At 62.4% G+C, this 23,394-nt stretch carries 26 protein-coding genes; 11 read left to right on the forward strand and 15 right to left on the reverse strand.

Going from position 1 to position 23,394, the window contains the following annotated elements; translation table 11 throughout:
- Positions 1 to 62 precede the first annotated feature (62 nt).
- Positions 63 to 584 carry a DUF1697 domain-containing protein gene (locus tag AC1DOG_RS17430; RefSeq protein ID WP_477929749.1) on the forward strand — a complete coding sequence of 174 codons (522 nt, stop codon included), beginning with the start codon at positions 63 to 65 and terminating at the stop codon, positions 582 to 584.
- Positions 585 to 590: 6 nt separating this feature from the next.
- Here AC1DOG_RS17430 and AC1DOG_RS17435 read toward each other — a convergent pair whose 3' ends face one another.
- The 4 genes from AC1DOG_RS17435 to AC1DOG_RS17450 form a co-directional block, all read right to left on the reverse strand.
- Entirely contained in the window at positions 591 to 2,045 is a 1,455-nt protein-coding gene (locus AC1DOG_RS17435) for a DHA2 family efflux MFS transporter permease subunit (RefSeq protein WP_477930051.1), read from the reverse strand.
- A gap of 163 nt (positions 2,046 to 2,208) precedes the next feature.
- Positions 2,209 to 2,523 carry a type II toxin-antitoxin system RelE/ParE family toxin gene (locus AC1DOG_RS17440; protein WP_477929751.1) on the reverse strand — a complete coding sequence of 105 codons (315 nt, stop codon included), beginning with the start codon at positions 2,521 to 2,523 and terminating at the stop codon, positions 2,209 to 2,211.
- Complete coding sequence (locus tag AC1DOG_RS17445) at positions 2,520 to 2,783, reverse strand: type II toxin-antitoxin system ParD family antitoxin (RefSeq protein ID WP_018902515.1); 264 nt, start codon at positions 2,781 to 2,783, stop codon at positions 2,520 to 2,522. The genes AC1DOG_RS17440 and AC1DOG_RS17445 overlap by 4 nt, the downstream gene beginning before the upstream one ends.
- 87 nt (positions 2,784 to 2,870) lie before the next feature.
- Positions 2,871 to 3,830 carry a phosphatase PAP2 family protein gene (locus AC1DOG_RS17450; RefSeq protein WP_477929753.1) on the reverse strand — a complete coding sequence of 320 codons (960 nt, stop codon included), beginning with the start codon at positions 3,828 to 3,830 and terminating at the stop codon, positions 2,871 to 2,873.
- Positions 3,831 to 4,111: 281 nt separating this feature from the next.
- Between AC1DOG_RS17450 and AC1DOG_RS17455 the strand changes: the two genes are divergently transcribed.
- The 4 genes from AC1DOG_RS17455 to AC1DOG_RS17470 all read left to right on the forward strand — a co-directional run bounded on the left by AC1DOG_RS17455 (position 4,112) and on the right by AC1DOG_RS17470 (position 9,463).
- Positions 4,112 to 4,648 carry a hypothetical protein gene (locus AC1DOG_RS17455; RefSeq protein ID WP_477929755.1) on the forward strand — a complete coding sequence of 179 codons (537 nt, stop codon included), beginning with the start codon at positions 4,112 to 4,114 and terminating at the stop codon, positions 4,646 to 4,648.
- 65 nt (positions 4,649 to 4,713) lie between these two features.
- Positions 4,714 to 6,210, forward strand: coding sequence for a protein adenylyltransferase SelO (locus AC1DOG_RS17460; RefSeq protein WP_477929757.1), 1,497 nt, complete (start codon positions 4,714 to 4,716; stop codon positions 6,208 to 6,210).
- Positions 6,211 to 6,521: 311 nt separating this feature from the next.
- Positions 6,522 to 8,858 (forward strand): glucose/quinate/shikimate family membrane-bound PQQ-dependent dehydrogenase, encoded by a 2,337-nt coding sequence (locus tag AC1DOG_RS17465; RefSeq protein ID WP_477929759.1) that lies wholly within the window; start codon positions 6,522 to 6,524, stop codon positions 8,856 to 8,858.
- 146 nt (positions 8,859 to 9,004) lie between these two features.
- Complete coding sequence (locus AC1DOG_RS17470) at positions 9,005 to 9,463, forward strand: hypothetical protein (RefSeq protein WP_477929761.1); 459 nt, start codon at positions 9,005 to 9,007, stop codon at positions 9,461 to 9,463.
- Between the two features lie 266 nt (positions 9,464 to 9,729).
- On the opposite strand, the gene AC1DOG_RS17475 is transcribed toward AC1DOG_RS17470, so the two are convergent.
- The 4 genes from AC1DOG_RS17475 to dmeR form a co-directional block, all read right to left on the reverse strand.
- Complete coding sequence (locus tag AC1DOG_RS17475) at positions 9,730 to 9,948, reverse strand: hypothetical protein (RefSeq protein WP_477929763.1); 219 nt, start codon at positions 9,946 to 9,948, stop codon at positions 9,730 to 9,732.
- A gap of 272 nt (positions 9,949 to 10,220) precedes the next feature.
- Complete coding sequence (bla, locus tag AC1DOG_RS17480; protein ID WP_477929765.1) at positions 10,221 to 11,108, reverse strand: class A beta-lactamase; 888 nt, start codon at positions 11,106 to 11,108, stop codon at positions 10,221 to 10,223.
- 157 nt (positions 11,109 to 11,265) lie between these two features.
- Complete coding sequence (gene dmeF, locus AC1DOG_RS17485; RefSeq protein ID WP_477929767.1) at positions 11,266 to 12,321, reverse strand: CDF family Co(II)/Ni(II) efflux transporter DmeF; 1,056 nt, start codon at positions 12,319 to 12,321, stop codon at positions 11,266 to 11,268.
- A 51-nt stretch (positions 12,322 to 12,372) separates the two neighbouring features.
- Positions 12,373 to 12,645, reverse strand: coding sequence for a Ni(II)/Co(II)-sensing transcriptional repressor DmeR (dmeR, locus tag AC1DOG_RS17490; RefSeq protein WP_018902506.1), 273 nt, complete (start codon positions 12,643 to 12,645; stop codon positions 12,373 to 12,375).
- Positions 12,646 to 13,177: 532 nt separating this feature from the next.
- Between dmeR and AC1DOG_RS17495 the strand changes: the two genes are divergently transcribed.
- Positions 13,178 to 13,672 (forward strand): N-acetyltransferase family protein, encoded by a 495-nt coding sequence (locus tag AC1DOG_RS17495; protein ID WP_477929769.1) that lies wholly within the window; start codon positions 13,178 to 13,180, stop codon positions 13,670 to 13,672.
- Positions 13,673 to 13,723: 51 nt separating this feature from the next.
- Here AC1DOG_RS17495 and AC1DOG_RS17500 read toward each other — a convergent pair whose 3' ends face one another.
- The 4 genes from AC1DOG_RS17500 to AC1DOG_RS17515 form a co-directional block, all read right to left on the reverse strand.
- Positions 13,724 to 14,716 (reverse strand): phytanoyl-CoA dioxygenase family protein, encoded by a 993-nt coding sequence (locus AC1DOG_RS17500; RefSeq protein ID WP_477929771.1) that lies wholly within the window; start codon positions 14,714 to 14,716, stop codon positions 13,724 to 13,726.
- A 124-nt stretch (positions 14,717 to 14,840) separates the two neighbouring features.
- Positions 14,841 to 15,755: a cytochrome c gene (locus AC1DOG_RS17505; RefSeq protein ID WP_477929773.1), complete on the reverse strand. Its 915-nt coding sequence runs from the start codon at positions 15,753 to 15,755 to the stop codon at positions 14,841 to 14,843.
- A gap of 128 nt (positions 15,756 to 15,883) precedes the next feature.
- On the reverse strand, positions 15,884 to 16,336 hold the full coding sequence (locus AC1DOG_RS17510; RefSeq protein WP_113196726.1) for a c-type cytochrome: 453 nt from the start codon (positions 16,334 to 16,336) through the stop codon (positions 15,884 to 15,886).
- A 141-nt stretch (positions 16,337 to 16,477) separates the two neighbouring features.
- Entirely contained in the window at positions 16,478 to 17,116 is a 639-nt protein-coding gene (locus AC1DOG_RS17515; RefSeq protein WP_477929775.1) for a LysE family translocator, read from the reverse strand.
- Between the two features lie 128 nt (positions 17,117 to 17,244).
- Here AC1DOG_RS17515 and AC1DOG_RS17520 point away from each other — a divergent pair, with 128 nt between their 5' ends.
- The gene (locus AC1DOG_RS17520; protein ID WP_477929777.1) at positions 17,245 to 17,949 is read left to right on the forward strand and encodes a helix-turn-helix transcriptional regulator; all 705 of its coding nucleotides are present in this window, start codon (positions 17,245 to 17,247) and stop codon (positions 17,947 to 17,949) included.
- Positions 17,950 to 17,994: 45 nt separating this feature from the next.
- Here the strand turns inward: AC1DOG_RS17520 and AC1DOG_RS17525 are convergent, their stop codons facing one another.
- Positions 17,995 to 18,774, reverse strand: a complete 780-nt coding sequence (locus AC1DOG_RS17525) for an SDR family NAD(P)-dependent oxidoreductase (protein WP_477929779.1) — start codon at positions 18,772 to 18,774, stop codon at positions 17,995 to 17,997.
- Between the two features lie 160 nt (positions 18,775 to 18,934).
- Here AC1DOG_RS17525 and AC1DOG_RS17530 point away from each other — a divergent pair, with 160 nt between their 5' ends.
- Positions 18,935 to 19,849 carry an AraC family transcriptional regulator gene (locus AC1DOG_RS17530; RefSeq protein WP_477929781.1) on the forward strand — a complete coding sequence of 305 codons (915 nt, stop codon included), beginning with the start codon at positions 18,935 to 18,937 and terminating at the stop codon, positions 19,847 to 19,849.
- Between the two features lie 22 nt (positions 19,850 to 19,871).
- Here the strand turns inward: AC1DOG_RS17530 and AC1DOG_RS17535 are convergent, their stop codons facing one another.
- A complete protein-coding gene (locus tag AC1DOG_RS17535; protein ID WP_477929783.1) occupies positions 19,872 to 20,720 on the reverse strand; it encodes a metallophosphoesterase in 849 nt (282 codons plus the stop codon).
- 97 nt (positions 20,721 to 20,817) lie between these two features.
- Positions 20,818 to 21,420, reverse strand: a complete 603-nt coding sequence (locus AC1DOG_RS17540) for a superoxide dismutase (protein ID WP_037180608.1) — start codon at positions 21,418 to 21,420, stop codon at positions 20,818 to 20,820.
- A gap of 254 nt (positions 21,421 to 21,674) precedes the next feature.
- Between AC1DOG_RS17540 and AC1DOG_RS17545 the strand changes: the two genes are divergently transcribed.
- The 3 genes from AC1DOG_RS17545 to AC1DOG_RS17555 all read left to right on the forward strand — a co-directional run bounded on the left by AC1DOG_RS17545 (position 21,675) and on the right by AC1DOG_RS17555 (position 23,334).
- Positions 21,675 to 22,007, forward strand: coding sequence for a hypothetical protein (locus AC1DOG_RS17545; RefSeq protein WP_477929785.1), 333 nt, complete (start codon positions 21,675 to 21,677; stop codon positions 22,005 to 22,007).
- 136 nt (positions 22,008 to 22,143) lie between these two features.
- Entirely contained in the window at positions 22,144 to 22,593 is a 450-nt protein-coding gene (locus tag AC1DOG_RS17550; protein ID WP_477929787.1) for a M15 family metallopeptidase domain-containing protein, read from the forward strand.
- A gap of 165 nt (positions 22,594 to 22,758) precedes the next feature.
- Complete coding sequence (locus tag AC1DOG_RS17555) at positions 22,759 to 23,334, forward strand: TetR/AcrR family transcriptional regulator (RefSeq protein WP_477929789.1); 576 nt, start codon at positions 22,759 to 22,761, stop codon at positions 23,332 to 23,334.
- The last annotated feature ends 60 nt before the right edge of the window (positions 23,335 to 23,394 follow it).

The raw sequence follows: 23,394 nt of genomic DNA on the forward strand, positions 1-23,394 counted from the left end.
GAGATGTCCGGCAGGACAGAGGGGGGTAATCCTTGCTCCTCCGCCAACGGAAGGAGCCCCCAATGCCGGTCTACATCGCCCTACTGCGCGCCATCAATGTCGGCGGCACCGGCAAGCTCCCCATGACGGAGCTGAAGGCGATCTGCGAGAAGCTCGGCTTTACCGACGTCAAGACCTACATCCAGAGCGGCAACGTGCTGTTTCGCGCAGACGCCAACGAGGCCGATGTCGCACGCACGTTGGATGACGCACTCGGCGAGGTGCTGGGCAAGAAGCCAGGCGTGATGGTGCGCAGCCGCAAGGAGATGGAGGCGATCGTCGCTAGAGCGCCCTTTCCCGATGCCAAGCCGAGTTTTCTCATCGTCAGCTTCCTGCACGAGACTGCGCCTAAGGATGCGCTCGACAGGATGGTGGCGCCTGACGGAGAGGAGGCTGTCGTCGATGGGCGGGAGATCTATGTGCACTATCCCATCGGTTCCGGCAAATCGAAGCTGAAGCTGCCGGCGCTCAATGCCGGCACCTCGCGCAACATCAATACCGTTCGCAAGCTCGCCGAAATGGCGGCCGAGATGGAAGATAGCTAACCGCCCTCAATGCTCGGCGTGCGCTGCAGCCTTGTTGCCGCCGTGACCGCTGATATCGGCGCCGGCCGTGCGCGAGAAGCGCAGGTTCCAGAAGGTGGCGGTGAGCGAGACCGCGGTCACGAACAGGAAGGCGGCGGAGAAGTCGTGCAGTTGCGGCGTGTCGCCGCTGCCGGTTGCCGACATCGAGACATGCAGCACGAAGGCGCCGACGCAGATGCCGAGCGACAGCATCAGCTGCTGGAAGGTAACGTAAAAGCTCGTGGCGGCGCTCATACGGTCGCGCTCGATCGCGTCATAGGCGACCGTGTTGTAGGCGGTGAACTGGAACGACATGAAGAAGCCGCACATGACGAGCACGGCGAAGATCAAGCCGAGTGGCCAATCGGGCCGGAAGAAGGCGCAGAGCGCGTAGCCGAAGGTGGCGGTGAAGCCGTTGAAGACCAGCGCGTTGCGGAAGCCGAAGCGGCGCAGGATCCTTGGCGCGAAGGCCTTCATCGCCATGGAGCCGATGGCCGCTGCCGTCACCAGCTGGCCGGCCTTGGCGGCGGAGAGACCGAAGCCGAGCTGGAAATAGAGCGGTAGCAGGAAGGGTTGCGCGCCCTGAGTGATGCGTGTGAGCGAGCCGGCGATRACAGAGGTACCGAAGCTCGGCACCCTCATCAGCGAGAAATCCATGATCGGCGCTGGGTGCTTTCGCGCGTGCTTGAGATAGGCAATCCCGAAGAGCACGCCGATCGCGATCAGGAACAGCGCGAACATCCCCTCGCCGGGACGGCTGGAACTCTCGAAGCCGAAAAGCAGCGAACCGAGCGCGATGCCAGACAGGATAAAGCCGATGGTGTCGAAGCGCTTCTTCGTCTCGCCCTTGAAATTCTCGATGAAGATCGAGACCAGAGCGAAGCCGAGGATGCCGATCGGCACATTGATGTAGAAGATCCAGCGCCAATCGAGATAGGTGACGATCATCCCGCCAACAGGTGGGCCGAGGATCGGGCCGATCAGCGCCGGCACCAGCAGCCAAGACATGGCATTGACCATGTCCTTACGGGCGACGCTGCGCAAAAGCACGAGCCGGCCGACCGGCATCATCATGGCGCCGCCGAGACCCTGCAGCAGGCGGGCAAACACGAGACACCAGAGATTGGGCGAGAGCGCGCAACAGATCGAGCCGAGAACGAAGACGACGATGGCCCAGCGGAAGACGGTGCGCGAGCCGAAGCGATCGGCGATCAGGCCGCTTGCCGGGATGAAGATGGCGAGGCTGAGCAGATAGGATGTCAGCGCGATACTCATCGACGGTGCGCTGACGCCGAAATCGCGCGCCATGGTGGGAAGTGCGGTGGCCAGAACCGTGGCGTCCAGCTGCTCCATGAACATGGCGCTGGCGACGATCATCGCAATCAAGCGGAAATTGAGTTGCGGGCGTCCAACGACAGCCGCCTGGTAGATCTGATCCGACATCGTCAGGGATCGCTCGCGAATACGCGGCTCAAGCGCGAAGGCAATCGCCGCGGGCATGAAATGGCATGGCGCCAAGGGTGAATGAAGTTTTTATATACGCCCGCAAATGTGGCGGGGCTATGCTGAAATGGCAAGGCTGATGTGAGCTCAGCGTATGGGTGTATCAGCGATGATCGCGCATCAACGTTTCGTAGTCGCGACCGCCGGAGAAGATGTTGGTGATGAGGATGGTTTCGGCCTCGACACGGTAGAGAATGACGATGCTGCGCTCGAAAACAGCTAGGCGCAAATCAGCACCAAGATCAGGTCGCGCAACGCCGCCAAATGGGGCGTCGCCTATGCGGCTGCAGCGATCCCGCAATCGCTTGAGATACAAAACGGCCGTTTGCCGACTGCCGCTTCGCTCGAGAACATAGTCGAAGATCGTTTTCAGGTCGCGTTGCGCCGCTCCGCGGAACGTGACACCGTAAGCCTTCATTGCCGGCTCGGCTCGACCGCAAGCGTCTCCAGCCAGTCATCAATTTCCTCAAGGCTCAAGCTCGGCCTGGGATCATCGAGCGATTCCTGCACACGCGCCCTTATGGCGGCGATGCGTTCCTTGTGCTCTTCCTCCTGGCGCATCCAGGCACGCATGGCGGCGCGGATGACTTCGCTGGTCGAGGCGAAGGCGCCTGCATCGATCTCGGCATTGATCACATCGACCATTTCAGTCGGTAGCGTGATGCTGAGCTTTTCCATGTGTGGCTCCCGCGTTTGCGTGTGGAGGTGCGATTTAATCCTACCACTGCGGTCAGCCGCCAGCAATCGGCGCGCGGTCCTACCTCGTCATCTCAAGCGCTTGTGAACCATCGAAAGAGGCCGTGTCCAAGACATCAGAGCACCCTCAGCAGCCGGCACGCGATTGAGACGGCTTACACGGACAATAAGAGCAATCGAGACTATCGCCAACGCGCAACCGGCGACGATATCGATTGCGTAATGACCGGCGGTGGCAACTGCGGAGCAGGCCATTGCGACGTTCAAGATAATCGCCGGATACCTCAACGCCTTGAGAGGCCACGCGGCCCACGCGCATAGGAGAGCCACAGCCGCATGAACGGAGGGGAAGGTCAAAATGCCTTTGCTGGTCGCGAGATTCCAGACGAAATTGCTGTCCTCGCGAACCGCTTTGAACTCATCCAGGAAATCGTAGCCGTAAAACGCATCGAGATTTTTGAGCATGCCGTCGTCGAAGCGATAGTAAGCGTAGGCGCCGACCGCAGGCGTCCAGATGGAAATGATGCTGGCCAGAAAGCAAATGACTGCGAAGCTCGCCACCATGACATATGCCCGCGTTTTGTGACCGAAGATAGCAAGCAGCAGCGGCCAGAACAGAAGCTGATATGAAAACGTCGCGTATGCGACATTGAAGATAGTCGAAAGTACCGGAGATTTATCTACGAGACCAATGACATAGTGCCAGTCAAAGCCGAGCGCCGCATCCAGCGACGCCAGATTGCGATCTTGGAAAGGCATGTTCAACCGAATGGCAAGATAGGTGGAAAGCGCAATCGGTGGCGTAAGCAACAGCCCGTAGACCACGCACACTGTGCCATCCCGCACGCGCGGCATGCCAAAACGTTTACACAGAAGGCCAATCAGCAGGAACGCGGCGGCACAGGCGGCGATAGGCGCGAGGCCGAGAAGGTCGATGGCAAGCCCGCTGACCGCAGCAAGACCAAAGGTGGAGATGTAGGCCCCAACAACGAGCATCTCCACGATGCGCTTCGGATTACCATCGCTCATTGCAACCTCGAACATCCATGTCGGACATTTGGAACCAGTAGCAAACGAACTTAAGGAGAGAGTTAAGAGGAAATCTTCAATTGGCTGCATAACGTGACAATTTACTACCCCACCATGTTCGATGATCCTGTCGGCGATAGCCGCGTTGCCTAGGCCTGCGGTAATCGCCGCCCGTCGCTACTTCCTATTTCCGAATTGATTTCCTGGCTAACGCGCTCAAGCTTGCATCAGAGGAGCGCCGCGGGGCCTTGGCCTTCGGCGAAAATGGGAGAGAGGGGCAGGTGCGTCTATATCTCATCGCGGCGGCAGCGGCCGTTCTTATGGCGGGCACAGCCCAAGCCTATCAGAAATGCGGCGGCAGTCCCTCGGTCGATGTGTACTGGGAGAAATCGGTCCTCAGCGTCAATGGCACCTTTTACCAGATGAAGAGCGAGAGGCTCGGCAAGAAAAGCGCGCGGCTCGTTGGCCACGACATGACGTTCGTCAAAAGCAAGGGCGGCAACGACGTCCTGATCCGCAATGGCGGCAGCACCCGCTACACTTGCCAGAAGACCGAGGGTGAATTGGGCGCGGCAAACATCGTTCCCTACCGGGCAAACACGGTCGTCAACTCCACGGCGGAGGTCGAATTCCCTGACGACACCGGCAAAGGCACGCAGGCGTCTTCCCGCAATGGCCGTGGCAAGGGCGGCGGCGGTGGGGGTGGCAAGGGCGGCGGCGGGGGTGGGCATGGTGGCGGTGGCAATGGCGGTGGAGGCGGTGGCCATGGCGGAGGTGGAGGCGGCGGTGGCGGCGGCGGCGGCGGGCGCAACCGGTGAATTTCCGGCCAACACACGGCGCTTGAGCGCTTGCGCCGGCGGGGCCTGAGCCCTACCTAAAGCCTATGACCATTGCACCCGCACAGACGTCACGCCCCTTCCCCTTCGACAACAGCTATGCGCGGTTGCCGCAGAATTTCTTTGCCCGGCAGGCGCCGTCCTCGGCCGCCGAGCCGTGGCTGATCAAGTTCAATGAGCCGCTGGCTCGAGAGCTCGGACTCGATGTCGAGCTTCTGAAGCGCGATGGGGCCGCGATCTTTTCCGGTAATCTCGTGCCTGAGGGCGCAGATCCTCTGGCGATGGCCTATGCGGGACATCAGTTCGGCAGCTTCGTGCCGCAATTGGGCGACGGGCGGGCGATCCTGCTTGGCGAGGTGATCGACGTCAAAGGCCGGCGCCGCGATATCCAGTTGAAGGGTGCTGGCGCGACACCGTTTTCGCGGCGGGGTGACGGGCGCGCGGCGCTCGGGCCGGTGCTGCGCGAATATATCGTCAGCGAAGCGATGCATGCGCTCGGCGTGCCGGCGACGCGGGCGCTGGCGGCGGTCTCGACGGGGCAGCCTGTTTATCGCGAGCAGATCCTGCCGGGTGCTGTCTTTACCCGCGTGGCGGCGAGCCATATCCGGGTTGGCACCTTCCAGTTCTTTGCGGCGCGCGGCGATACCGATGGCGTTCGGGCGCTCGCCGATTACGTCATCGACCGGCACTATCCCGAGCTGAAGGACGGGGCCAATCCCTATATCGCGCTGTTCGAGTCTATTGCCGAACGGCAGGCGGCGCTGATCGCCAAGTGGCTGCATGTCGGCTTCATCCATGGCGTCATGAACACCGACAACATGACCGTTTCGGGCGAGACGATCGATTTCGGCCCCTGCGCCTTCATGGATGCCTATGATCCCAGCACGGTGTTTTCCTCGATCGACCAGAACGGGCGCTATGCCTATGCCAGCCAGCCCGGTATCGGGCAATGGAACCTGGCGCGGCTTGGAGAAACGCTACTGCCGCTGATTGACGCCGATCAGGACAAGGCGGTGGAGATCGCCAATGTCGTCATCAAAGATTATGGAGAGCGCTTCCAGCTGCACTGGATGCGGGGGATGCGCGAGAAGATCGGTCTTGCTGGCGTAGAAGACGACGATCTCTCGCTGATCCAGTCGCTGCTTTCGGTGATGCAGGCCGGCCAGGCGGATTTTACGCTGACGTTCCGGCGGCTGTCGCATCTGGCGGCCGACGACAGTGCCGAAGACGCGTTTCTGGAGACGTTCAGCGACAGCACGGCGGCGAAGGAATGGCTGGTGCGCTGGCGGGAGCGTCTGACGCGCGAGACGACAACTCAGAACGAACGCAACGCGGCGATGCTTGGCGTCAACCCCGCCTTCATCCCGCGTAATCACCGCATCGAGCAGGCGATCGTAGCCGCCGTCGAGGATGCGGATTTCTCGCTGTTCGAAGCGCTGCTCGACGTTCTCGCCAGGCCTTATGCGGATCACGCGGAGTTTACCGCCTACATGCAGCCGCCCGAGCCCGAGGAGCGCGTGCTGCAGACATTCTGCGGGACGTGACGTTCCGATTTCCTCTACCAGGACGCTAGCGCGGCTCTGACGTTTTGTCGCGGCCAAACGCCTGGGTTTCATGGCTTTTTCGTGACGGCAGCCAAAGCCCAGGTTCAACGCTCACCCGCAAATCCGGATTCTGTCGCATATTTTAGCCACTTCCAGCCCCCCCATATTGTGGCGGTTGAAAGGCAGATGGGGTCGCTCTATTTCCGCTGATGACGCTTGCGGCAAAATGTCCTGTTCGCCGTTTGCGTGCATTCCTGACCACTCCCGGGCCCCCTCGGGAGCTTTATGCATTTCAGTTGGAGACCGGCCTGATGGCGATCGTCTTAACATCCATCCTCTTCATTCTGATAGGATTGGCACTCGGCGGAGGCGGGCTCTGGCTCGTGCTGCTCGGTGGTAACTTCTTCTATCTCTTCGCAGGCATCATGTTCCTGCTGACCGCTGCGCTGCTTCTGAAGCGCAAGGCGTCGGCCATTTGGGTCTATGCCGTGCTCGTCGTCGTTTCGCTCGTCTGGGCGATCAACGAAGTCGGCTTCGACTGGTGGCAGCTCGGACCGCGCGGCGGCCTGATCATCCTGCTCGGCCTGTGGCTGCTTACGCCCTGGATCCGCCGTCCGCTCGGCTTCTCCGGCACGACGGGCGCGCCCTACCCGGCCAGCCCATGGCCGCTCGCCATTCCGGTTCTGATCGCGATCGTGGTCGCCGGCTATTCGATGACGACGGACCCGCATGACCAGAACGGCAGCCTGCCGACGGCCATGACCGGCACCACGACATTCGGCGGCACGGTGACCGACGGCGAGTGGCACCAGTACGGCCGCACGCCCTTCGGCCAGCGCTATTCGCCGCTGGAGCAGGTCAACGTCAGCAACGTCAAGGACCTGAAAGAGGTTTGGCGCTACCAGACCGGCGACGTGAAGCGGCCGGATGACGTCGGCGAGACGACCTACCAGGTCACGCCGCTCAAGGTTGGCGATACGCTCTACATCTGCACGCCACACAACCTTGCCATCGCGCTCGATGCCGAGACCGGCAAGGAAAAGTGGAAGTTCGACGCCAATTCCGGCATGAACCCGGACCGGCAGCACCAGACGTGCCGTGGCGTTACCTACTACCACGATACGGCAGCGGCTGCCGGCGCGCCCTGCGTCGACCGCGTCTACATGCCGACCGCCGATGCCCGCCTGATCGCGCTCGATGCGCTCGACGGCAAGGTCTGCACCGATTTCGCCGACCAGGGCACGCTGCACCTCGAAAAGGGCATGAAGTACAACCCCGCCGGCTACTACTACTCGACCTCGCCGCCGGTGGCGATCGACGGCAAGCTGATCATCGGCGGCGCCGTCAACGACAACTACTCCACCCAGGAGCAGTCCGGCGTCATCCGCGCCTTCGACATCCACACCGGCGCGCTGGTCTGGAACTGGGATTCGGGCAACCCCGACGTCACGACGCCTCTGCCCGAGGGCCAGACCTACACGACGAACTCGCCGAACAGCTGGTCGGTCCTGTCCGCTGACGAAGGTCTCGGCCTGATCTACGTGCCGCTCGGCAACCAGGTGCCCGACCAGCTCGGCATGAACAGAAGCGCCAATGTCGAGAAATTCTCGTCGTCGGTCGTGGCTCTGGACATGAAGACCGGCCAGCTGCGCTGGGTCCAGCAGTTCGTGCACCACGACCTGTGGGACATGGACGTTCCAGCACAGCCCGTGCTCTTCGACATGAAGAAGGCTGACGGTACCGTCGTTCCGGCACTCGTGGCGCCCACCAAGCAGGGCGACCTCTACGTGCTCGACCGCCGCACCGGCGAGGCGATCATTCCGTTCAAGGAAATCCCCGCGCCGCAGGGCACGATCCCCGAGGATCATGCTTCCCCGACGCAGCCGATCTCCGACCTGACCTTCTCGCCGCCACCGCTGCAGGAGAAGAACATGTGGGGCGTGTCGCTGTTCGACCAGCTCGCGTGCCGCATCGAGTTCCACCGCTACAAGTATGAAGGCCGCTATACGCCGCCGTCGCTCGAAGGCACGATCGTCTATCCAGGCAATTTCGGCACCTTCAACTGGGGCTCGGTCGCGGTCGATCCGGAACGGCAGATCATGTTCGGCATGCCGACCTATCTGGCCTTCACCTCGCGTCTGGTACCCGCAGCCGACATCCCGCCGAAGGGTGCAGGCGAAAAGGGCAGCGAACAGGGCCTGAACCGTAATGACGGCGCGCCTTATGGTGTGGTCATGGGTCCGTTCCTCGGCCCGCTCGGCATTCCCTGCCAGGCACCGCCATGGGGTTACGTCGCCGGCGCCGATCTCACCACGGGCAAGACCGCCTACAAGCTGGTGAACGGCACGGTTCGCGACATGAGCCCGCTGCCGATGCCCTTCAAGCTCGGCGTTCCCGGCATCGGCGGCCCGATCATCACCAAGGGCGGCGTTGCCTTCCTTGGTGCCGCGGTCGACGATTACCTACGCGCCTACGACGTGACCAACGGCAAGCAGCTGTGGCAGGCCCGCCTGCCGGCCGGCGGCCAGTCGACGCCGATGACCTACACCACCTCGGACAACAAGCAGTATGTCGTGATGGTGGCCGGCGGACACGGATCGATCGGCACCAAGCCGGGCGACTACGTCATCGCCTACACGCTGCCCTAAGCAGCTTCAACGACCACCGAAATGGCCGCCTCCGGGCGGCCATTTTGCGTTTGGGCCTCTGATGGCACAGCCACGATTATGACAACGAAAGGCTGGCGCAGGCTTTCGACGCAATTCTTCCGTGCATTGTCTCAGGGGGAATTTTCATGAAGATCGGCGACAGCATCTCGAGCACTTATGGCTTGGGCAATCTTTTCCAGCAATCCGGCCAGCGCAACAAGCAGCAGCCGATGACGATCGAAGACAGCGTTCGCCAGAGCGGCGCATCGCTTGCGCCCAGCACGACGCCGCCCTCGATCTCCAGCACCATGTGGGCGCTGCAGGCGACCGACGAAAGTCAGACGATGTCAGGTGTGGAAGACGAGGCCAAAGCCCGCCACGACGCCGTCGTCAGCGAATTCAGCGACCTCGCCAACATGACGCTCGCCGAACGCATCCGCAAGCAGGTGCTCGACAGCCTCGGGATGACCGAAGACAGCCTGAAGGGGATGTCGATGGACGACCGCGCGGCGATCGAAAAGCAGATCGCCGACGAGGTGAAACGACAGCTGACGGGCAATGACGACAAGGGCGAGAGTGCTGCGTCGGATGTCGGCGCGGTGTGAGGGGGGCGGCGAGTTGATGTTGCTGGGACGGGAGATCGCGGCCCATGCTTGCAGCCGCCGCGATAGGCCTCTCCGGGCGCCACAAACTCCGCCCTCATTCCTGTCCTTGTGACAGGAATCCAGCCACGGCGCGTCTGCGCCGTGAATGACCTGCTCCCAGCATTTCACCGAAGAAGAAGAGTCTCCTCGCCGCGCGACGCGCGTCGGCTGGATTCCCGCCACAAGGGCGAGAATGAGGGAGAGGATGGGGGCGCTTCGGCTAATGGTCAGCGGTGGTGCTTGAGGTTGAGAGATTGATTCAAGCGGATCACCGACGAAGTGAGCTCCATCTGGCCGGGAATGACGACAAGGGCGAGACTGCCGCCGCGGATATCGGCGCGGTGTGAGGGGATGTTGCCGTAAAAGCTGATTGGAGACGATGATCGCGGCCCATGCTTGCTGCCGCTGCGATAGGACTCTCCCAGCGCCACAAACTCCACCCTCATTCCTGTCCTTGTGACAGGAATCCAGCCACGGCGCGTCTGCGCCGTGAATGACCTGATCCCAGCACCTAGCCAAAGAAGAGTCTCCTCGCCGCGCGGACGCGCGTCGGCTGGATTCCCGCCACAAGGGCGAGAATGAGGGGAGAGGATGGGGGCGCTTCGGCTGCAACTCAAGGGTGGAGCCAACTGTTAAGAGACTGATTCAATGAGATGCGAGCAAGATTCACTTTTCTGCCGCATCCTATTGATCTTAATCTCGATTTCCGCCCGCCCGCTCACACCATCTCCGCCACGATCCGCCCCACCTCGCCGAATACCGGATTGATCTCGGCGGTCGCCACCGTCGCGTTGGTGACGTAGACGGCGATCAGGATGGGGCCGTGGCCGGGGGGCCAGCAGATGGCGATGTCGGCGGCGGAGCCGTTCTTGCCGGTGCCGGTCTTGTCGCCGATCTTCCAGGTTTCCGGCAGGCCGGTGCGCAGGCGTTCGTTGCCCGTGGTATTGGCGACCATCCACTCGATCAGCGTCTTTTGCGAGGGCTCCGACAGCACCGAGCCGAGCGCGATGTTGCCGAGCGTGTCGAGCATGGCATCGGGCGTGGTGGTGTCGCGCGGGTCGTCCTTGGCGATGTCGTTGAGGTCGGGCTCGATGCGGTCGAGGCGGGTGGAGCCGTCGCCGAGCGTGCGCAGCCAGTTGGTCAGTTCCTTCGGGCCGCCGAGGCTTTCGAGGATGAGATTGGCCGCGGTATTGTCGCTCAGCGTGATCGCCGCCTTGCAGAGATCGCCGACGCTCATGCCCTCGCCGCCGACGTGCTTCTCGGTCTCGGGCGAGTAGGCGATGAGCTGCTCCTTCTCGTAGACCACGCGACGTTCGAGATTTTCCTCGCCCTTGTCGACGCGTGACAGCACCATGGCGGCGGCCAGCACCTTGAAGGTGGAGAACATCGGGAAGGTCTCGGTTTCGCGATAGCCGAAGGAGATGTTGGTCTCGGTATCGATGACCGACACGCCGATGCGCCCGCCGATCTGCTTTTCCAGCGCGCCGATACGGCGGTCGATCTCGTCGTCGCTGTCTTCGGCGGGGACGATCCCCGGCAGGAACAACGCCGGGGCGAGCAAAGCGGAGCCGAGCAGCGTGCGGCGGCGGATCGAAAAGGGATGCATGAAAAGACCTCTGCCAGAATCGATGAAGGCATCAATGAGAACCGGGTTAAAGCGGGATTGTGGCCCGCTTGCGTCGCCCGCCGCCTTCGCCATCGGAAAGCATTGATCTTTCAGATTCGCATTCCCGGCATCAAGCCCTTCTCTGGCATCACGAGCGTCAGGCGGCCTTTTTGGCCGCCATCTGCGTGACCTCGACCGTCACATGCGACAATTGGCCAAGCGTCGCGAGCTTCTCCTTGTAGAAGGATGGCGCGCGGGGGGCCGATGTGGCGACCGCGACGATGGCCGCATGGTGACCGGGGCCGACCTGCCAGACGTGCAGGTCGGTGATCTCGTCGCCATCGGTCTCGACCACCTTGCGGATCGCCTTGGGCAGCTCGCCCGCGGCGGGAAGGGTGTCGAGCAGGACGGCGCCGGATGCCTTCATCAGGCCCCAGGCCCATTGCGCGATGATGACGCCGCCGACGATGCCCATCAGCGGATCGAGCCAGAGCCAGCCGTAGAGGCTGCCGAGCAGAAGTGCGGCGATGGCGAGCACTGATGTCAGCGCGTCGGCGATGACGTGGACATAGGCGGCGCGCATGTTGTTGTCGGTGGCGCGCGGGGCGTGGCTGGCGTGGTCGCCGTGGTGGGCATGGGAGCCGTGGGGCGCATGATCTCCGTGATGGGCGTGATCACCGTGGTGGGCATGGGAGCCGTGATCACCGTGGGGCGCGTGGCTCCCATGGCCATGGCCATGCGCGTGGCCGTGGTGATGGTGGTCGTCCTTCAGCAGCCAGGCGCTCAGCACATTGACGGCGAGGCCGAGGACGGCGACGCCGATCGCCTGAGAGAAGCTGATCGGAACCGGGTTGGCGATGCGCACCACGCTTTCATAGGCCATCAGCAGCGCGATCAGCGCCAGGATGATGGCGCTGGCGAAACCGGCGAGATCGCCGAGCTTGCCGGTGCCGAAGGTGAAGCGCGGATTGTGGGCCTGGTGGCGGGCGTAGAGATAGGCGACCGCCGAGATCAGCATGGCGCTCGCATGGGTCGACATGTGCCAGCCATCGGCGACCAGCGCCATCGAGCCGTACCACGTGCCGGCGGCGATCTCGGCCACCATCATCGATGCGGTCAGCGCGATGACGAGCCAGATGCGGCGGGTGTTGCGGTCATGGTCCTCGCCGAGGAAGACGTGCTCGTGCTGCAGGTTGTTTGTCTGTGCGCTCATCGCACGCTCCTTGTCAGTGATCTCGTCAGTGGTCTGGCGCCCTCAGGCGCATCAGCGGATGTAGGTTCTCAGAACCTCGGAAATTTCCTCGACGGCCTCGCTGCGCGCCTTCTCGTCGGCAGCGTGCAGCACATGCTCGTGCAGATGATCATCCAGCACCTCGCCGGTCAGCCCATTGAGCGCGCCGCGAATGGAGGAAAGCAGCTGCAGGATTTCGCCGCAGGGCTTTTCGGCCTCAAGCGCCCGCTCCACCGCATCCATCTGGCCCTTCAGCCGGTTGATGCGAGCGATGAGCTTTTTCTTGTTGTGCTGGGTGTGGGACATCATCTTCTCGATATAGGATAGGGGGGTACCCTATCAGGAGAGAAGGCGTTTGGGAAGCCTACTCGGCTCTGTCGACGAAGTGGTGGGAGAGGTTTGCGAGGGCAGACGCTGCGCGATTGGCGAGACGGTGGCGTAAGGGCGGGCAGAGAATCGCATGAACAAAAGACCCCTCCCCAACCCTCCCCACAAGGGGGAGGGCTTAACCCAGCCACATCGGCCGAGCCCAATTGAGGCAGACGCGCGCCACGAGTCTTCTCCCCCCTTGTGGGGGAGATGGCCGGCAGGCCAGAGAGGGTCTTTTACCGATGAGCAACTGCCCTGACAAAAGAGGCCATTGACAAAAGGCGCGTTCTGGATGATTCATCTCACCATGATCAAGAACGCGCACATCTCCTGCTCGTATTTTTGGCTGTACCTGTAAAGGGCGGCTGGACAGATCTTATTGTCAACAAGCCGCCGTCAGGCGGCTTTGTTGTATCTCAAGCGTCCTGACGGCAGAACACCACGAAACGCCAGACCGGGACGCAAAGACATGACCGACATCGAAGACAGCGAAATCTCATTGATCCGCCCGCCGGTGATCAATATCCGCGCCGCCAAGCCGCGCGACCTGCCCGAACTCAACGACATGATCGCGCTGCTCGCCAAGCACCACGGCGACGCCGCCGGCTCGACGCCTGAGCAGCTGGAGCGCGACCTGTTCGGCCTCCTGCCCTGGATTACCGCTCTCGTTGCGGAAACCGACGAAGGCCTGATCGGCTACGCCATCCTCGTGCCGCTCTACCGCGCACAGGAAGGCGCGCGCGGCATGGATCTGCACCATCTCTTCGTGCGTGACGGCCATCGCGGCCACGGGGTCGGCCAGCATCTCGTCAACCGCGCCCGCGATACCGCCCGCAATGCCGGCTGCGGCTACCTCTCGGTCAGCGCCGCGACGGGCAATATCCAGGCGCACCGCTTCTACGAACACATGGACTTCATCCCGCGCCCGGTGACCGGCATGCGCTATCTGCAGGCGCTGGCTTAGGCGCCACCCGCCCCTTTATGGCGCCTCTGATCGCATCGGTGGCTGCGCTCCCTAGCGCAGCACCGGTTCGCCGTGGAAGCGGCGGCGGGAGGGTTTGGAGACGCCGAAGCCGATTTCCATCATCAGGCGCGGTTTTTCGGTGGCGACGGTTCCCATGTGGAAGCCGAAGGGGTCTTCGACGAAGCCGGAGCCGGCCTTGCCTGTCAGCGTGATCGGGCTGTCCTTGCCGTAATAATCGATGATCTCGTCAGCGGGATGGCCGACCTGCAGTGTCAGCTGGTGCTTCATGCGGCGCTTGTTGTGGCTGCCACGGACGAAGACGTGCGGGCCGGTGCCTTGATCCACATCCACGAGATAGAAGAAGAACTTCAGCATCCGCCAGTCGTCGAGATCGAAGTGATACTTGTCGAGCGAGGCAAGGCTGCGGTCGGCTTCGCTGGCCTTGGTCGGGAAGCTCCACCATGTGCGGGTGGTGATCAGTTGCGCCTGGGCGCCGAGATAGCGGCGGGCGATCTCCGACAAGAGCGGATCGCGCTGCACGGTCAGAACCGCCGGGCAATCCAGCGCCCGCTCGAAATGGTGACCGGAGAGGATCGGTCGGCCGAGCCTGTCTTCGGTGGCGCGGTGGTCCGATGCGGTGAATTCTATTCTGCGGTCGAAATTGCCGAAGCACGGGGTGGCGTGGCCGAAGGCGGATATCTCCCGCGTGATATCGGGCGGCAGCTGCAGGTCGGGGAAGATGCCGTCTCTGTTCAGCGCATCGACGGCGGTTTCGGCGTTCACACCGTCAAAGATCGTGGGCAAGTTGTCGATCGCGCCGTTGCTCTTCTTGGCCGTCAGCCAGTGGGCGCGGCGGCCGGGAATGGTGCGGGCGAGGAGGAACATCGGCAGCCAGGCCGGGTTCTCGCGGATATCGGCCATATAGGTGGGGATGCGGACCGCCATGCGCTTGAGCTTGCCGCCCTTGCGCGCGACCGCTTCGAGATCATTGGCGGAGGCGTTCGAGGCCGCGCCACTGGCGGGAGATACTGAGGAGCTGTGCATTTCAGCTGGCCTTTCGCAAGACGTTTGAGGATCGTCATTGGGCAGCGGCATGTGCCACTGCGGGGCATTCAGTCGAAATTGCTAATAAATGCTGCAATGCGGCAATTTTGGGGTATTTATACCCTTAATGACCAGGCACCGCCTTCAGGTAGGCGGCAATCGCCTCAAGATCAGCCTTGGGTAGGTGAGCGACGTTCTGCTGCACCTCGGTCATCGATCCGCCGGCCGAATCGAAATCGGGCGTGAAGCCGGTTTCGAGGTAATTGGCGATGTCGGCCTCGCTCCATTCGCCGATGGCTTTTGAGCCCGGCGTGATGTTGGGGATGGTGCCCTCACCTTCGGGATTGGGAGCGCCGGCGAGCCACAGATCGGGCCTCAGGCCACCCAGCGCATCGCGCGGGGTGTGACATTCGCCGCAATGGCCGAGGCCCTCGACCAGATACTGGCCGCGCCTGACCTTCTCGTCGGCATTGGCGAGCACGACGCGCGGACTGTCGTTGAAATAGAGGAACTTCCAGCCGCCGAGCGCCAGCCGGATGTTGAACGGGAATGGCAGCTCATGCGGCGGCGCGACGTTGCTGCTCTTCGGCAGGGTCTTCATGTAGGCGTAGAGGTCATTGACGTCCTTGTCGGTCATCCGCGTGTAGGAGGCATAGGGGAAGGACGGGTAGAGATGCGCGCCATTGGGCGCCACGCCGCGCTTCATGGCATTGCCGAATTGCGCGAGCGTCCAGTTGCCGATGCCGGCCTGCTCGTCAGGCGAGATGTTGGGGACATGGAAGGTGCCGAAGGGGCTCTTCAGCGCCAGCCCGCCAGACAGCGTCAGCTTTGCATCGCCTTCAGCCCCCGGCGCCGCGTGACAGCTGACGCAGCCACCGGCCCAAAAGACCATTTCACCGTTCTTGACATCGGGCGCGCCGAGGTTTGCCCAATGGCTCTCCGGCAGCGGGTTGGGTGCGGTTACCAGGTAGAAGACGGCGCCACCGACCACGGCGACGCCGACGAGACAGAGAACGAACCTGATAAACCTGCGAAACATGCACTGCTCTCCCATCGTCCTTGACGCTTACTGGACATAAAGCGATCCGCCCGGCGGGCAAGGCCAGGCGGATCGTAGATGCGGATCGCCCGAGGGAGGATCACCCCAGACGAACGGAAGGGAGAGACCTATTCCTTTTTCACGCGGTAGTTCTGATGACAGCCGCCGCAATTGGCGCCAAGCGTCTTCAGGCCGGCGCCGACGCCTGCGGCATCTGCGGGAAGCTGGGCGAGCAGCGTGTCGGCATCCGTGCCGAGCTTTGCCGAGCGGGCCTTGAAGTCATCCATGTTTTCCCAGATCTTCGGGCTCGCCTCAGAATCGGCGGATGCGTTTTCCGTGCCTGGTCCGAACTGATCCGGGAAGGCCTTGGCGGTTTCCGAGATCGTGGTCAGCGCCGCCTTCACGGCTTCGGCGTCGTAGGGCTTGTCGCCCTTGGCGATGCCCGAGAGCGCACCGGTGGCGCCGCCGATCTTCTTCATCATGGCAACGCGTGCGTCATGCGTGCCCTCTCCGGCCGCCAACACCGACGTGACCCCCATGCCGGCGACCAGAACGGCCGCGACGATTGCTTTTACTCTCATATCTCCACTCCTCTTCGATACCGAGATTTTCGAAGCCCGGCGCTTCGTTTTACGCGGGCATGATGGCAAATTAATCTCAGCTAAAAAGTAACAAGTGGGTGAGAGCGTAATAAATTCAGGAATTTGCGGCTTTCTCGCTTTTCACGCCGGCGCCCGCCAGCCGTGCCAGGCGGTAAGGATCGCGATCGCCACCAAAAGGCCACCGGCGATGCGGCCGACGAGGATGGTGGCGCTGGGGTTGGAGATCAGCAGCGTGCGGCTGCGCGAGGCGGTGACGGCCACGGTGCCGTAGATCGCCGCCTGGGTCGCCATGGTCATCAGCCCCATGACGATGCCCTGCAGCCACATCGGCCCGTAGATGGGCTTCAGGAACTGCGGATAGACCGCCAGCATGAAGAGATAGGCCTTCGGATTGATGAGGCAGGTGATGGCGCCCTGGCGGAAGGCGCGCCAGCCGGAGCCGCTCGCGCCGCCTTCGACGGATGAGACCGTGATCGAGCTTGCGATCAGCGTGTAGCCGATCCAGGCCATGTAGGCGGCGCCGATGAAGAGCAACGGATTGAAGAGCGCGGGCAGAAGCGTCGCCAAAAGGCCGACGCCGATCGCGCCATAGAGCGAATGCACTGCCCCGCCCGCCATGATGCCCGCCGTCGCCGCCATTCCGGCGCGCCGGCCAGAGGTCAACGAATTGGCGAGCACGAAGAGCATGTCCATGCCCGGGACGATGATGATGCCGAAAAGAAGGGTGAAATAGAGCCAGAGGTTTTCGCTGTAGGTCATGTCAGTTGCCCATCGTCGATCCGCGATGCAAAGCTTGCGGATAGTGTTGAATTTCAATTCGATATGGTGATCTGTACGACGGCCCAACTGACAGTGTAGTGTCAGGAGCGTTTAGTGGAGGAGAGGATATGCGCAAGGCGTCCCGGCTTTTCGAGATCATCCAGCTGCTGCGGCTGGCAAAGCGGCCGGTGACGGCTGCCGTCATGGCCGAGGCGCTCGAGGTGACGGTTCGCTCGATCTATCGCGACATCGCGGCGCTGCAGGCGATGCGCGTGCCGATCGAGGGCGGACGCGGCATCGGCTATATTCTGAGGCCCGGCTTCGACCTGCCGCCGCTGATGTTTTCGATCGAGGAGATGGAGGCGATCGTGCTGTCGCTGGCGCTGGTGGAGCGGACCGGCGACGCGGCGCTGAAGCAGGCAGCCAAACGGGTGAACCAGAAGATTTCAGGTGCCGTGCCGGCACCGCTGCGAGAGGCCATGGAGGGAAAGGCGCTCTATGCCTGGGGCACGATCGCGCCCTCGCCGGAGGGGCTGGACCTCTCGCTGGTGCGCGGCGCCATCCGCGACGAGCGGAAGCTGACGCTCGATTATCGCGACGAGTTCGGCCGGGACAGCCAGCGCACGATCCGGCCGATCGCGCTCATTTATTACTCGCAGAGCTCGAACATCGTCGCCTGGTGCGAACTGCGCGAGGCGATCCGCAACTTCCGCAGCGACCGGGTCGAGCGCTGCGTGGAGGCCGAAGGCTTCTTCAAGGGCGAAGGCGACCGTTTGCGGACGCTCTGGACCTCGGGGTGGACGCAGACGCCGGCTGCCGTTTCGGCCATCTGATACCGTCCCCGCGACTGGGATCGCGGGGACGGCCGTTTTTCATCCTCAGAGGGCGGCGCCGCCGGAGACTTCGATGCGCTGGCCGTTGACCCAGCGATTGTCGTCAGCCAGCAGCGAGGCGATCATCGGGCCGATATCGTCGGCGACGCCGGGGCGGCCGAGCGCCGTCATGTCGGAGACCATCTTGTTGACAACAGGATTGTCGCGAACGATGCCGCCGCTGAAATCGGTCATGACAGCACCGGGCGCGACCGTGTTGGCGGTGATGCCGCGGGCGCCGAGTTCCTTGGCGAGGTAGCGGGTGAAGACCTCGATCGCGCCCTTCATGGCCGCATAGGCCGAGCTTCCGGGAACGCTGAAGCGGGCAAGGCCGCTTGAGATGTTGATGATGCGGCCGCCATCGGCCATCAGCGGCAGAAGCTTCTGGGTCAGGAAGAAGACGCCCTTCAGGTGGACATTGACGAGGCCGTCGAAGGCTTCCTCGGTCGTTTCGGCGATGGAGGCGTGGTAGCTGGTGCCTGCATTGTTGACGAGATAGTCGAAATCCTTGGCTCCGAAGGCTTCGAGCGCCTGGCGGACGCTTGCGACGAAGGCGTCGAAGGAGGCTGAATTGCCGGTGTCGAGCTGGAGGGCGACGGCCTTGGCGCCTGCTGCCTCGATCTCGGCGACGGCGTCTTCGGCTTCTGCCTTATTCGTGTTGTAGGTCAGGATGACATTGACGCCGCGCCTGGCGAGGCTGATCACGGTGTTGCGGCCGAGGCCACGACCACCGCCGGTGATGATGGCGATCTTATTCCTTGAATTTTCTTGGTTTTCACTCGACATGACAGGCTCCTTGGGGCTCATTCGATGGCCTGATGCTACGCCCGCACGCCCTCTTTGCTGAATGCCGGAACTCTCGAATTTCTTGCCTATTCCTCCAATCAGCTTGCAGCCTGAAGCCAGTGATCTAAGATCACTCCCAGTGGTTTTGATGGAGAGCAGCATGGCGGAAGCGCTGAAGGACATGGTGGCGCGCTATATCGATGCGGTCGGCGGCGGCGATGGGTCGTTTGCCATGCCGGTGCCCGTGCCGGGGTTGGCGATCTCGCGCGTCAGCCAGCCGGTGATACCGCATCACCGCATCTACCGGCCGACCATCTGCGTGGTGCTGCAGGGCGCCAAGCGGATCTTGAGCGGCGACCGGGTTCTCGAATATGGCGAGAACCAGCTGCTGATCGTCACGGTCGAACTCCCCGCCTCCGGCCAGATCGTCGAGGCGAGCCCCGAACAACCCTATCTCGGCCTCAACATCGATTTCGATCCGGCCCTGATGCGCGAGGTGATGGACGATCTCGAAAACCCGCCGAAGCCATCCGGCGACGGCATCGCCTGCGTCTTCGTGCAGGATTTCGACGAAGCGCTGCAGGACTGCGTGCGCCGGCTGCTCAACCTCATGGAGACGCCAAAGGCCATCCCGGTGCTGGCGCGCTCGATCATGCGGGAGATCTGCTATTGGCTGCTGACCGGGCCGAACGGCCGCGAGATCTGCAAGCTGGCGCTTCCCGGCAGCCATGCGCGGCGGATGAGCGATGCGATCTACCGGCTACGCGACAATTTCGCCGAGCCCGTGAGGATCGACGAACTGGCGGCCGTGGCGCGCATGAGCCCATCCTCGTTCCACCAGCATTTCAAGACGCTGACCTCGATGACGCCGCTGCAATACCAGAAGCACATGCGCCTGCTCGAAGCGCGCCGGCTGATGGTCACCGACGGCGCCAACGTCGCAAGCGCCGCCTACCAGGTGGGCTACGAAAGCGCCTCGCAGTTCAGCCGCGAATATACCCGCATGTTCGGCACGCCGCCGAAGCGGGATGTGAGCGAGATGAGAGCGTCGCCGATGGAGACGGCGGCGGCTTAGGGGCTGCTGGGACCGCTTAGGTCTAGCCCCTCAGCGCCAGCACCCTGCTCTCCTCACGGCCGAAGCCGCGGATCTCGATGCGATCGTCGTGGACGTCGATGATGGCGAAGGTGTTTTCGGTCTCGGTGTCGACCATGCCCTTGAAATTGACGAAGTGGCAGCCGTCGACCGCGCCGTAGTTGCCGACATGGTTGTGGCCGTTGAAATAGGCCATGACGTTGGGGCTTTTTGTCAGCAATTCGATCATGCGTTCGCGGTCCCAGCAATCGTGCTGGTTGGGCGGGTAGACCGGGTAGTGGTTCATGACGATGACGCGTTCGCCGCGCTCGGCGGCGTCTTCGATCTCATTTTTCAGCCAGTCGAACTGGCGGTCGCTGATCATGGCGTTCCAGGCTTCGGCGTTGATGGCGCCGGCGGCCCTGAGTTCGGCGAGCTTTTCAGCTGCGATCTCGCGGTAGGGATGGCCCTCCGGCGGGGCGAAGGTGCTGACTTCGTTGCCATCGAGCATGATGAAGCGCCAGCCGTGATTGGCGAGGCTGTAATAGGGCGCCGGCATGCCGAGGCGCGCGGCGACGTTTTCCAGGTGCTCGGGTGCTACGGCGAAGTCGTGGTTGCCGAGCAGGAAGAGATTGTCGTGCTTCAGGGCGTCATAGACCGGCAGGATGATATCGAAGCTTTTGAAGTCGCGGTCGATGATGTCGCCCAGCGTGATGACGAAGCTCAGATCCTCCGCGTTGAACATCTCGATCGCGGCTTTCAGCTTGGCGAGGCTGTTTTCGTAATAACGATCCATGCCGGCATGCGGCTCGCGGGCGGCATATTGCGGGTCGGCGACGATGCCGAAGCGGAACAGGGGGAGCGATTGGGTCATGGTGCCGGATTAGGTGGGGTGGGTGACAGGGATGTGACACAAAACAAAAACACCCGGCGTCTCCACCGGGTGCTCTCATCACTCTCTCAAAACCGGCTTACTTGGTTGCGGCTTCGTAGCGTTCCAGGACGTAGTCCCAGTTGATCAGGCTGTCGACGAATGCTTCGAGGTACTTCGGACGGGCGTTGCGGTAGTCGATGTAGTAGGAGTGTTCCCAGACGTCGACGCCGAGGATCGGGGTGGCGCCGTGGACGAGCGGGTTTTCGCCGTTCGGGGTCTTGGAGATTTCGAGCTTGCCGTTCTTGACGGAAACCCAGGCCCAGCCGGAGCCGAACTGGGTGGTGCCGGCAGCGACGAAATCGGCCTTGAACTTGTCATAGCCGCCGAGATCGGAATTGATGGCCGCTTCGAGCTTGGAAGGCAGCTTGTTGCCGCCGCCGCCCTTCTTCATCCACTTCCAGAAATGGACGTGGTTGTAGTGCTGGGCAGCGTTGTTGAAGAGGCCGGCATTGGTGCCGAAGGACTTCTTGACGACTTCTTCGAGCGAGAGGTCGGCGAGACCGGCTTCCGCCGCAAGCTTGTTGCCGTTGTCGACATAAGCCTTGTGGTGCTTGTCGTGGTGGAACTCCAGGGTTTCCTTCGACATGAAAGGCTGCAGCGCTTCGTAATCGTAGGGAAGTTCAGGCAATTCAAAAGCCATGGTCGTCTCCTTTTGGCAATAGTTTGCGTAATCGGCAGGTGTGCGGGAACATAGGAGCGCAAGCTTGGTGAGGCAACCTGCGAAATGTCAAAAAAGACCGCTGTGGAAGAAAATTTAACCGCGCTAAGGGCTTGGCATGCAAGGCGCAAATCAATCATGATGACAGTGCTTTATGGCATGGCCTTCCAAGCTTGGGCGCGAGGGCCAAAAATGTGCGAGGGCTCAGTATGAGGCTTGGCGTTACCGGGCACCCTATGCTCCATCCGATCGGCTTTGCGGCCGTCTTCACCGCGGCTTTTCTGACTGCGAGCGGCATCGCCTTGGCCTCCTCGGGCGACGCCTGGCAGGACTTCGCCGCCGAGGTGCAGGGAAAATGCGAGATGGCGGCGCGCGCGCAGGTGGAGCTGCCGCATGCAGTGGTCGATCCTTTCGGCAGCGAGAATTTCGGCATGGCGCTGGTGACCGGCAAGCCGAAGGGCGCCAACGGCTTCGTCAGCTACTTCTGCATCTACGACAAGAAGACCAAGGCGGTGGAGCTAGGCACGGAACTCGAGACCGAGCGGATGGGGATCCTGCCGGACGAGTGAAGCGTCGCCCCCCTGTTTTCAGCCACACCGTCGCTCTTTGCGCAATCAAAGATTGCACCAGATTTGTGTACGCGCAACCTCTCTTTCGCTAACCTTCCGACGCCGGCCCATAGATGGCGCGGCATGGGAGGATGTCATGTTTCATTTCAGCAGCGCATCGCTTGCCGCCCTTGCGAAATGCCATCCGCATCTGCAGGCGATCGCCCAGGCGGCGATCCGTGAGGTGGATTTCAAGGTGCTCGATTCGACGCGCGGGCGCGATGCGCAGGAGCGGGCCTTCAATGGGGGGTTCTCGAAGGTGCATTTCGGCAAGTCCGCCCACAATTATGTACCCGCGATCGCCTTCGACCTGTTTCCGGCGCCTTACGACTGGAAGAACAAGAAGGCCTTCATCCACCTCTCCGAAGTGATCCTGCCGCTGCCGGAGCAGCTTGGCCTGGAAGGCCCCGATGGCAAGCCGCTGAAGCTGCGCTGGGGCGGCGACTGGGACATGAACGGCGATATCCGCGACGGTTGGGACATGCCGCATTTCGAGCTGCATCCTTGGCGCGACTGGGCGAAGAAATCGAAGCTTTACGAGGATTGACGTTGGCGGGTGGAAGTGGGCAGTGGTGGCGTCCGTGACGGTGCCGTGTCCACGCCGGCGGCGTGCCCTGCCCCTCGCCTAAAAAGGCAATGCCAGCTTCAGCCCGCAGTCACGTTTCCGTGCGCCCCGTTGACGACCGACCAACTAGTCGGTAGATATCCGCTCATGGCATCGGATACATACACACGCATTCTCGACACCGCGCAGGCGCTGATCGTCAGCCGCGGCTACAACGCCTTCAGCTACGCCGACATCTCCGCGGTGGTCGGCGTCGGCAAGGCGACGATCCATCATCATTTTCCCGGCAAGGCCGATCTCGCGGTCGCGGTGATCGCCCGCTACAGGCAGGCGACCGAGGATGGCATGGGGGCGATGGCCGCACATGAACCGCGCGCAGACAGGCGGCTTGCCGGCTATGTCGGTTTCTGGGAACAATGCATCCGCGACAACAACGCACCCTTCTGCATAGCCGCCCTTCTCGCCGCCGAACTGCCGAGCCTGCCGCCGGAGGTCGCCGAGCAGGTAAAGGCGCATTTCGACGAGCTGATCGCAAGGCTCACCGGCTTCATCGACGAGGGGCTGAAGAAAGGCGAGCTGACGAGTGCCGAGAATGCTGGGCGCAGCGCCCGCATTCTCGTCGCCACGGTGCATGGCGCGATGCTGGCGGCGCGGGTCGCCGGTGGCGACGCGGAACTTTATGCAAGCATTACAGAGCCGGCGCTGCAGAGGCTGACCGGCTAAATCGCTACTATCTCAGACATGACGTGCATGCGCATTTCTTTGCCCCTCATTTGCCCTACA

This window comes from Rhizobium sp. 01N48 (assembly GCF_056399145.1).

Excerpts from the sequence above, each read along its gene's own strand:
- AC1DOG_RS17515 (WP_477929775.1), bottom strand. The coding sequence starts at position 17,116 with ATGACCTACAGCGAAAACCTCTGGCTCTATTTCACCCTTCTTTTCGGC.
- AC1DOG_RS17445 (WP_018902515.1), bottom strand. The coding sequence starts at position 2,783 with ATGGAAAAGCTCAGCATCACGCTACCGACTGAAATGGTCGATGTGATC.
- AC1DOG_RS17550 (WP_477929787.1), top strand. The coding sequence starts at position 22,144 with ATGTTTCATTTCAGCAGCGCATCGCTTGCCGCCCTTGCGAAATGCCAT.
- AC1DOG_RS17465 (WP_477929759.1), top strand. The coding sequence starts at position 6,522 with ATGGCGATCGTCTTAACATCCATCCTCTTCATTCTGATAGGATTGGCA.
- AC1DOG_RS17540 (WP_037180608.1), bottom strand. The coding sequence starts at position 21,420 with ATGGCTTTTGAATTGCCTGAACTTCCCTACGATTACGAAGCGCTGCAG.
- AC1DOG_RS17530 (WP_477929781.1), top strand. The coding sequence starts at position 18,935 with ATGGCGGAAGCGCTGAAGGACATGGTGGCGCGCTATATCGATGCGGTC.
- AC1DOG_RS17555 (WP_477929789.1), top strand. The coding sequence starts at position 22,759 with ATGGCATCGGATACATACACACGCATTCTCGACACCGCGCAGGCGCTG.
- AC1DOG_RS17505 (WP_477929773.1), bottom strand. The coding sequence starts at position 15,755 with ATGTTTCGCAGGTTTATCAGGTTCGTTCTCTGTCTCGTCGGCGTCGCC.
- AC1DOG_RS17470 (WP_477929761.1), top strand. The coding sequence starts at position 9,005 with ATGAAGATCGGCGACAGCATCTCGAGCACTTATGGCTTGGGCAATCTT.
- AC1DOG_RS17545 (WP_477929785.1), top strand. The coding sequence starts at position 21,675 with ATGCTCCATCCGATCGGCTTTGCGGCCGTCTTCACCGCGGCTTTTCTG.
- AC1DOG_RS17475 (WP_477929763.1), bottom strand. The coding sequence starts at position 9,948 with ATGAGGGTGGAGTTTGTGGCGCTGGGAGAGTCCTATCGCAGCGGCAGC.
- bla (WP_477929765.1), bottom strand. The coding sequence starts at position 11,108 with ATGCATCCCTTTTCGATCCGCCGCCGCACGCTGCTCGGCTCCGCTTTG.
- AC1DOG_RS17525 (WP_477929779.1), bottom strand. The coding sequence starts at position 18,774 with ATGTCGAGTGAAAACCAAGAAAATTCAAGGAATAAGATCGCCATCATC.
- AC1DOG_RS17510 (WP_113196726.1), bottom strand. The coding sequence starts at position 16,336 with ATGAGAGTAAAAGCAATCGTCGCGGCCGTTCTGGTCGCCGGCATGGGG.
- AC1DOG_RS17500 (WP_477929771.1), bottom strand. The coding sequence starts at position 14,716 with ATGCACAGCTCCTCAGTATCTCCCGCCAGTGGCGCGGCCTCGAACGCC.
- dmeR (WP_018902506.1), bottom strand. The coding sequence starts at position 12,645 with ATGTCCCACACCCAGCACAACAAGAAAAAGCTCATCGCTCGCATCAAC.
- AC1DOG_RS17535 (WP_477929783.1), bottom strand. The coding sequence starts at position 20,720 with ATGACCCAATCGCTCCCCCTGTTCCGCTTCGGCATCGTCGCCGACCCG.
- AC1DOG_RS17450 (WP_477929753.1), bottom strand. The coding sequence starts at position 3,830 with ATGAGCGATGGTAATCCGAAGCGCATCGTGGAGATGCTCGTTGTTGGG.
- AC1DOG_RS17520 (WP_477929777.1), top strand. The coding sequence starts at position 17,245 with ATGCGCAAGGCGTCCCGGCTTTTCGAGATCATCCAGCTGCTGCGGCTG.
- dmeF (WP_477929767.1), bottom strand. The coding sequence starts at position 12,321 with ATGAGCGCACAGACAAACAACCTGCAGCACGAGCACGTCTTCCTCGGC.
- AC1DOG_RS17440 (WP_477929751.1), bottom strand. The coding sequence starts at position 2,523 with ATGAAGGCTTACGGTGTCACGTTCCGCGGAGCGGCGCAACGCGACCTG.
- AC1DOG_RS17495 (WP_477929769.1), top strand. The coding sequence starts at position 13,178 with ATGACCGACATCGAAGACAGCGAAATCTCATTGATCCGCCCGCCGGTG.
- AC1DOG_RS17430 (WP_477929749.1), top strand. The coding sequence starts at position 63 with ATGCCGGTCTACATCGCCCTACTGCGCGCCATCAATGTCGGCGGCACC.
- AC1DOG_RS17460 (WP_477929757.1), top strand. The coding sequence starts at position 4,714 with ATGACCATTGCACCCGCACAGACGTCACGCCCCTTCCCCTTCGACAAC.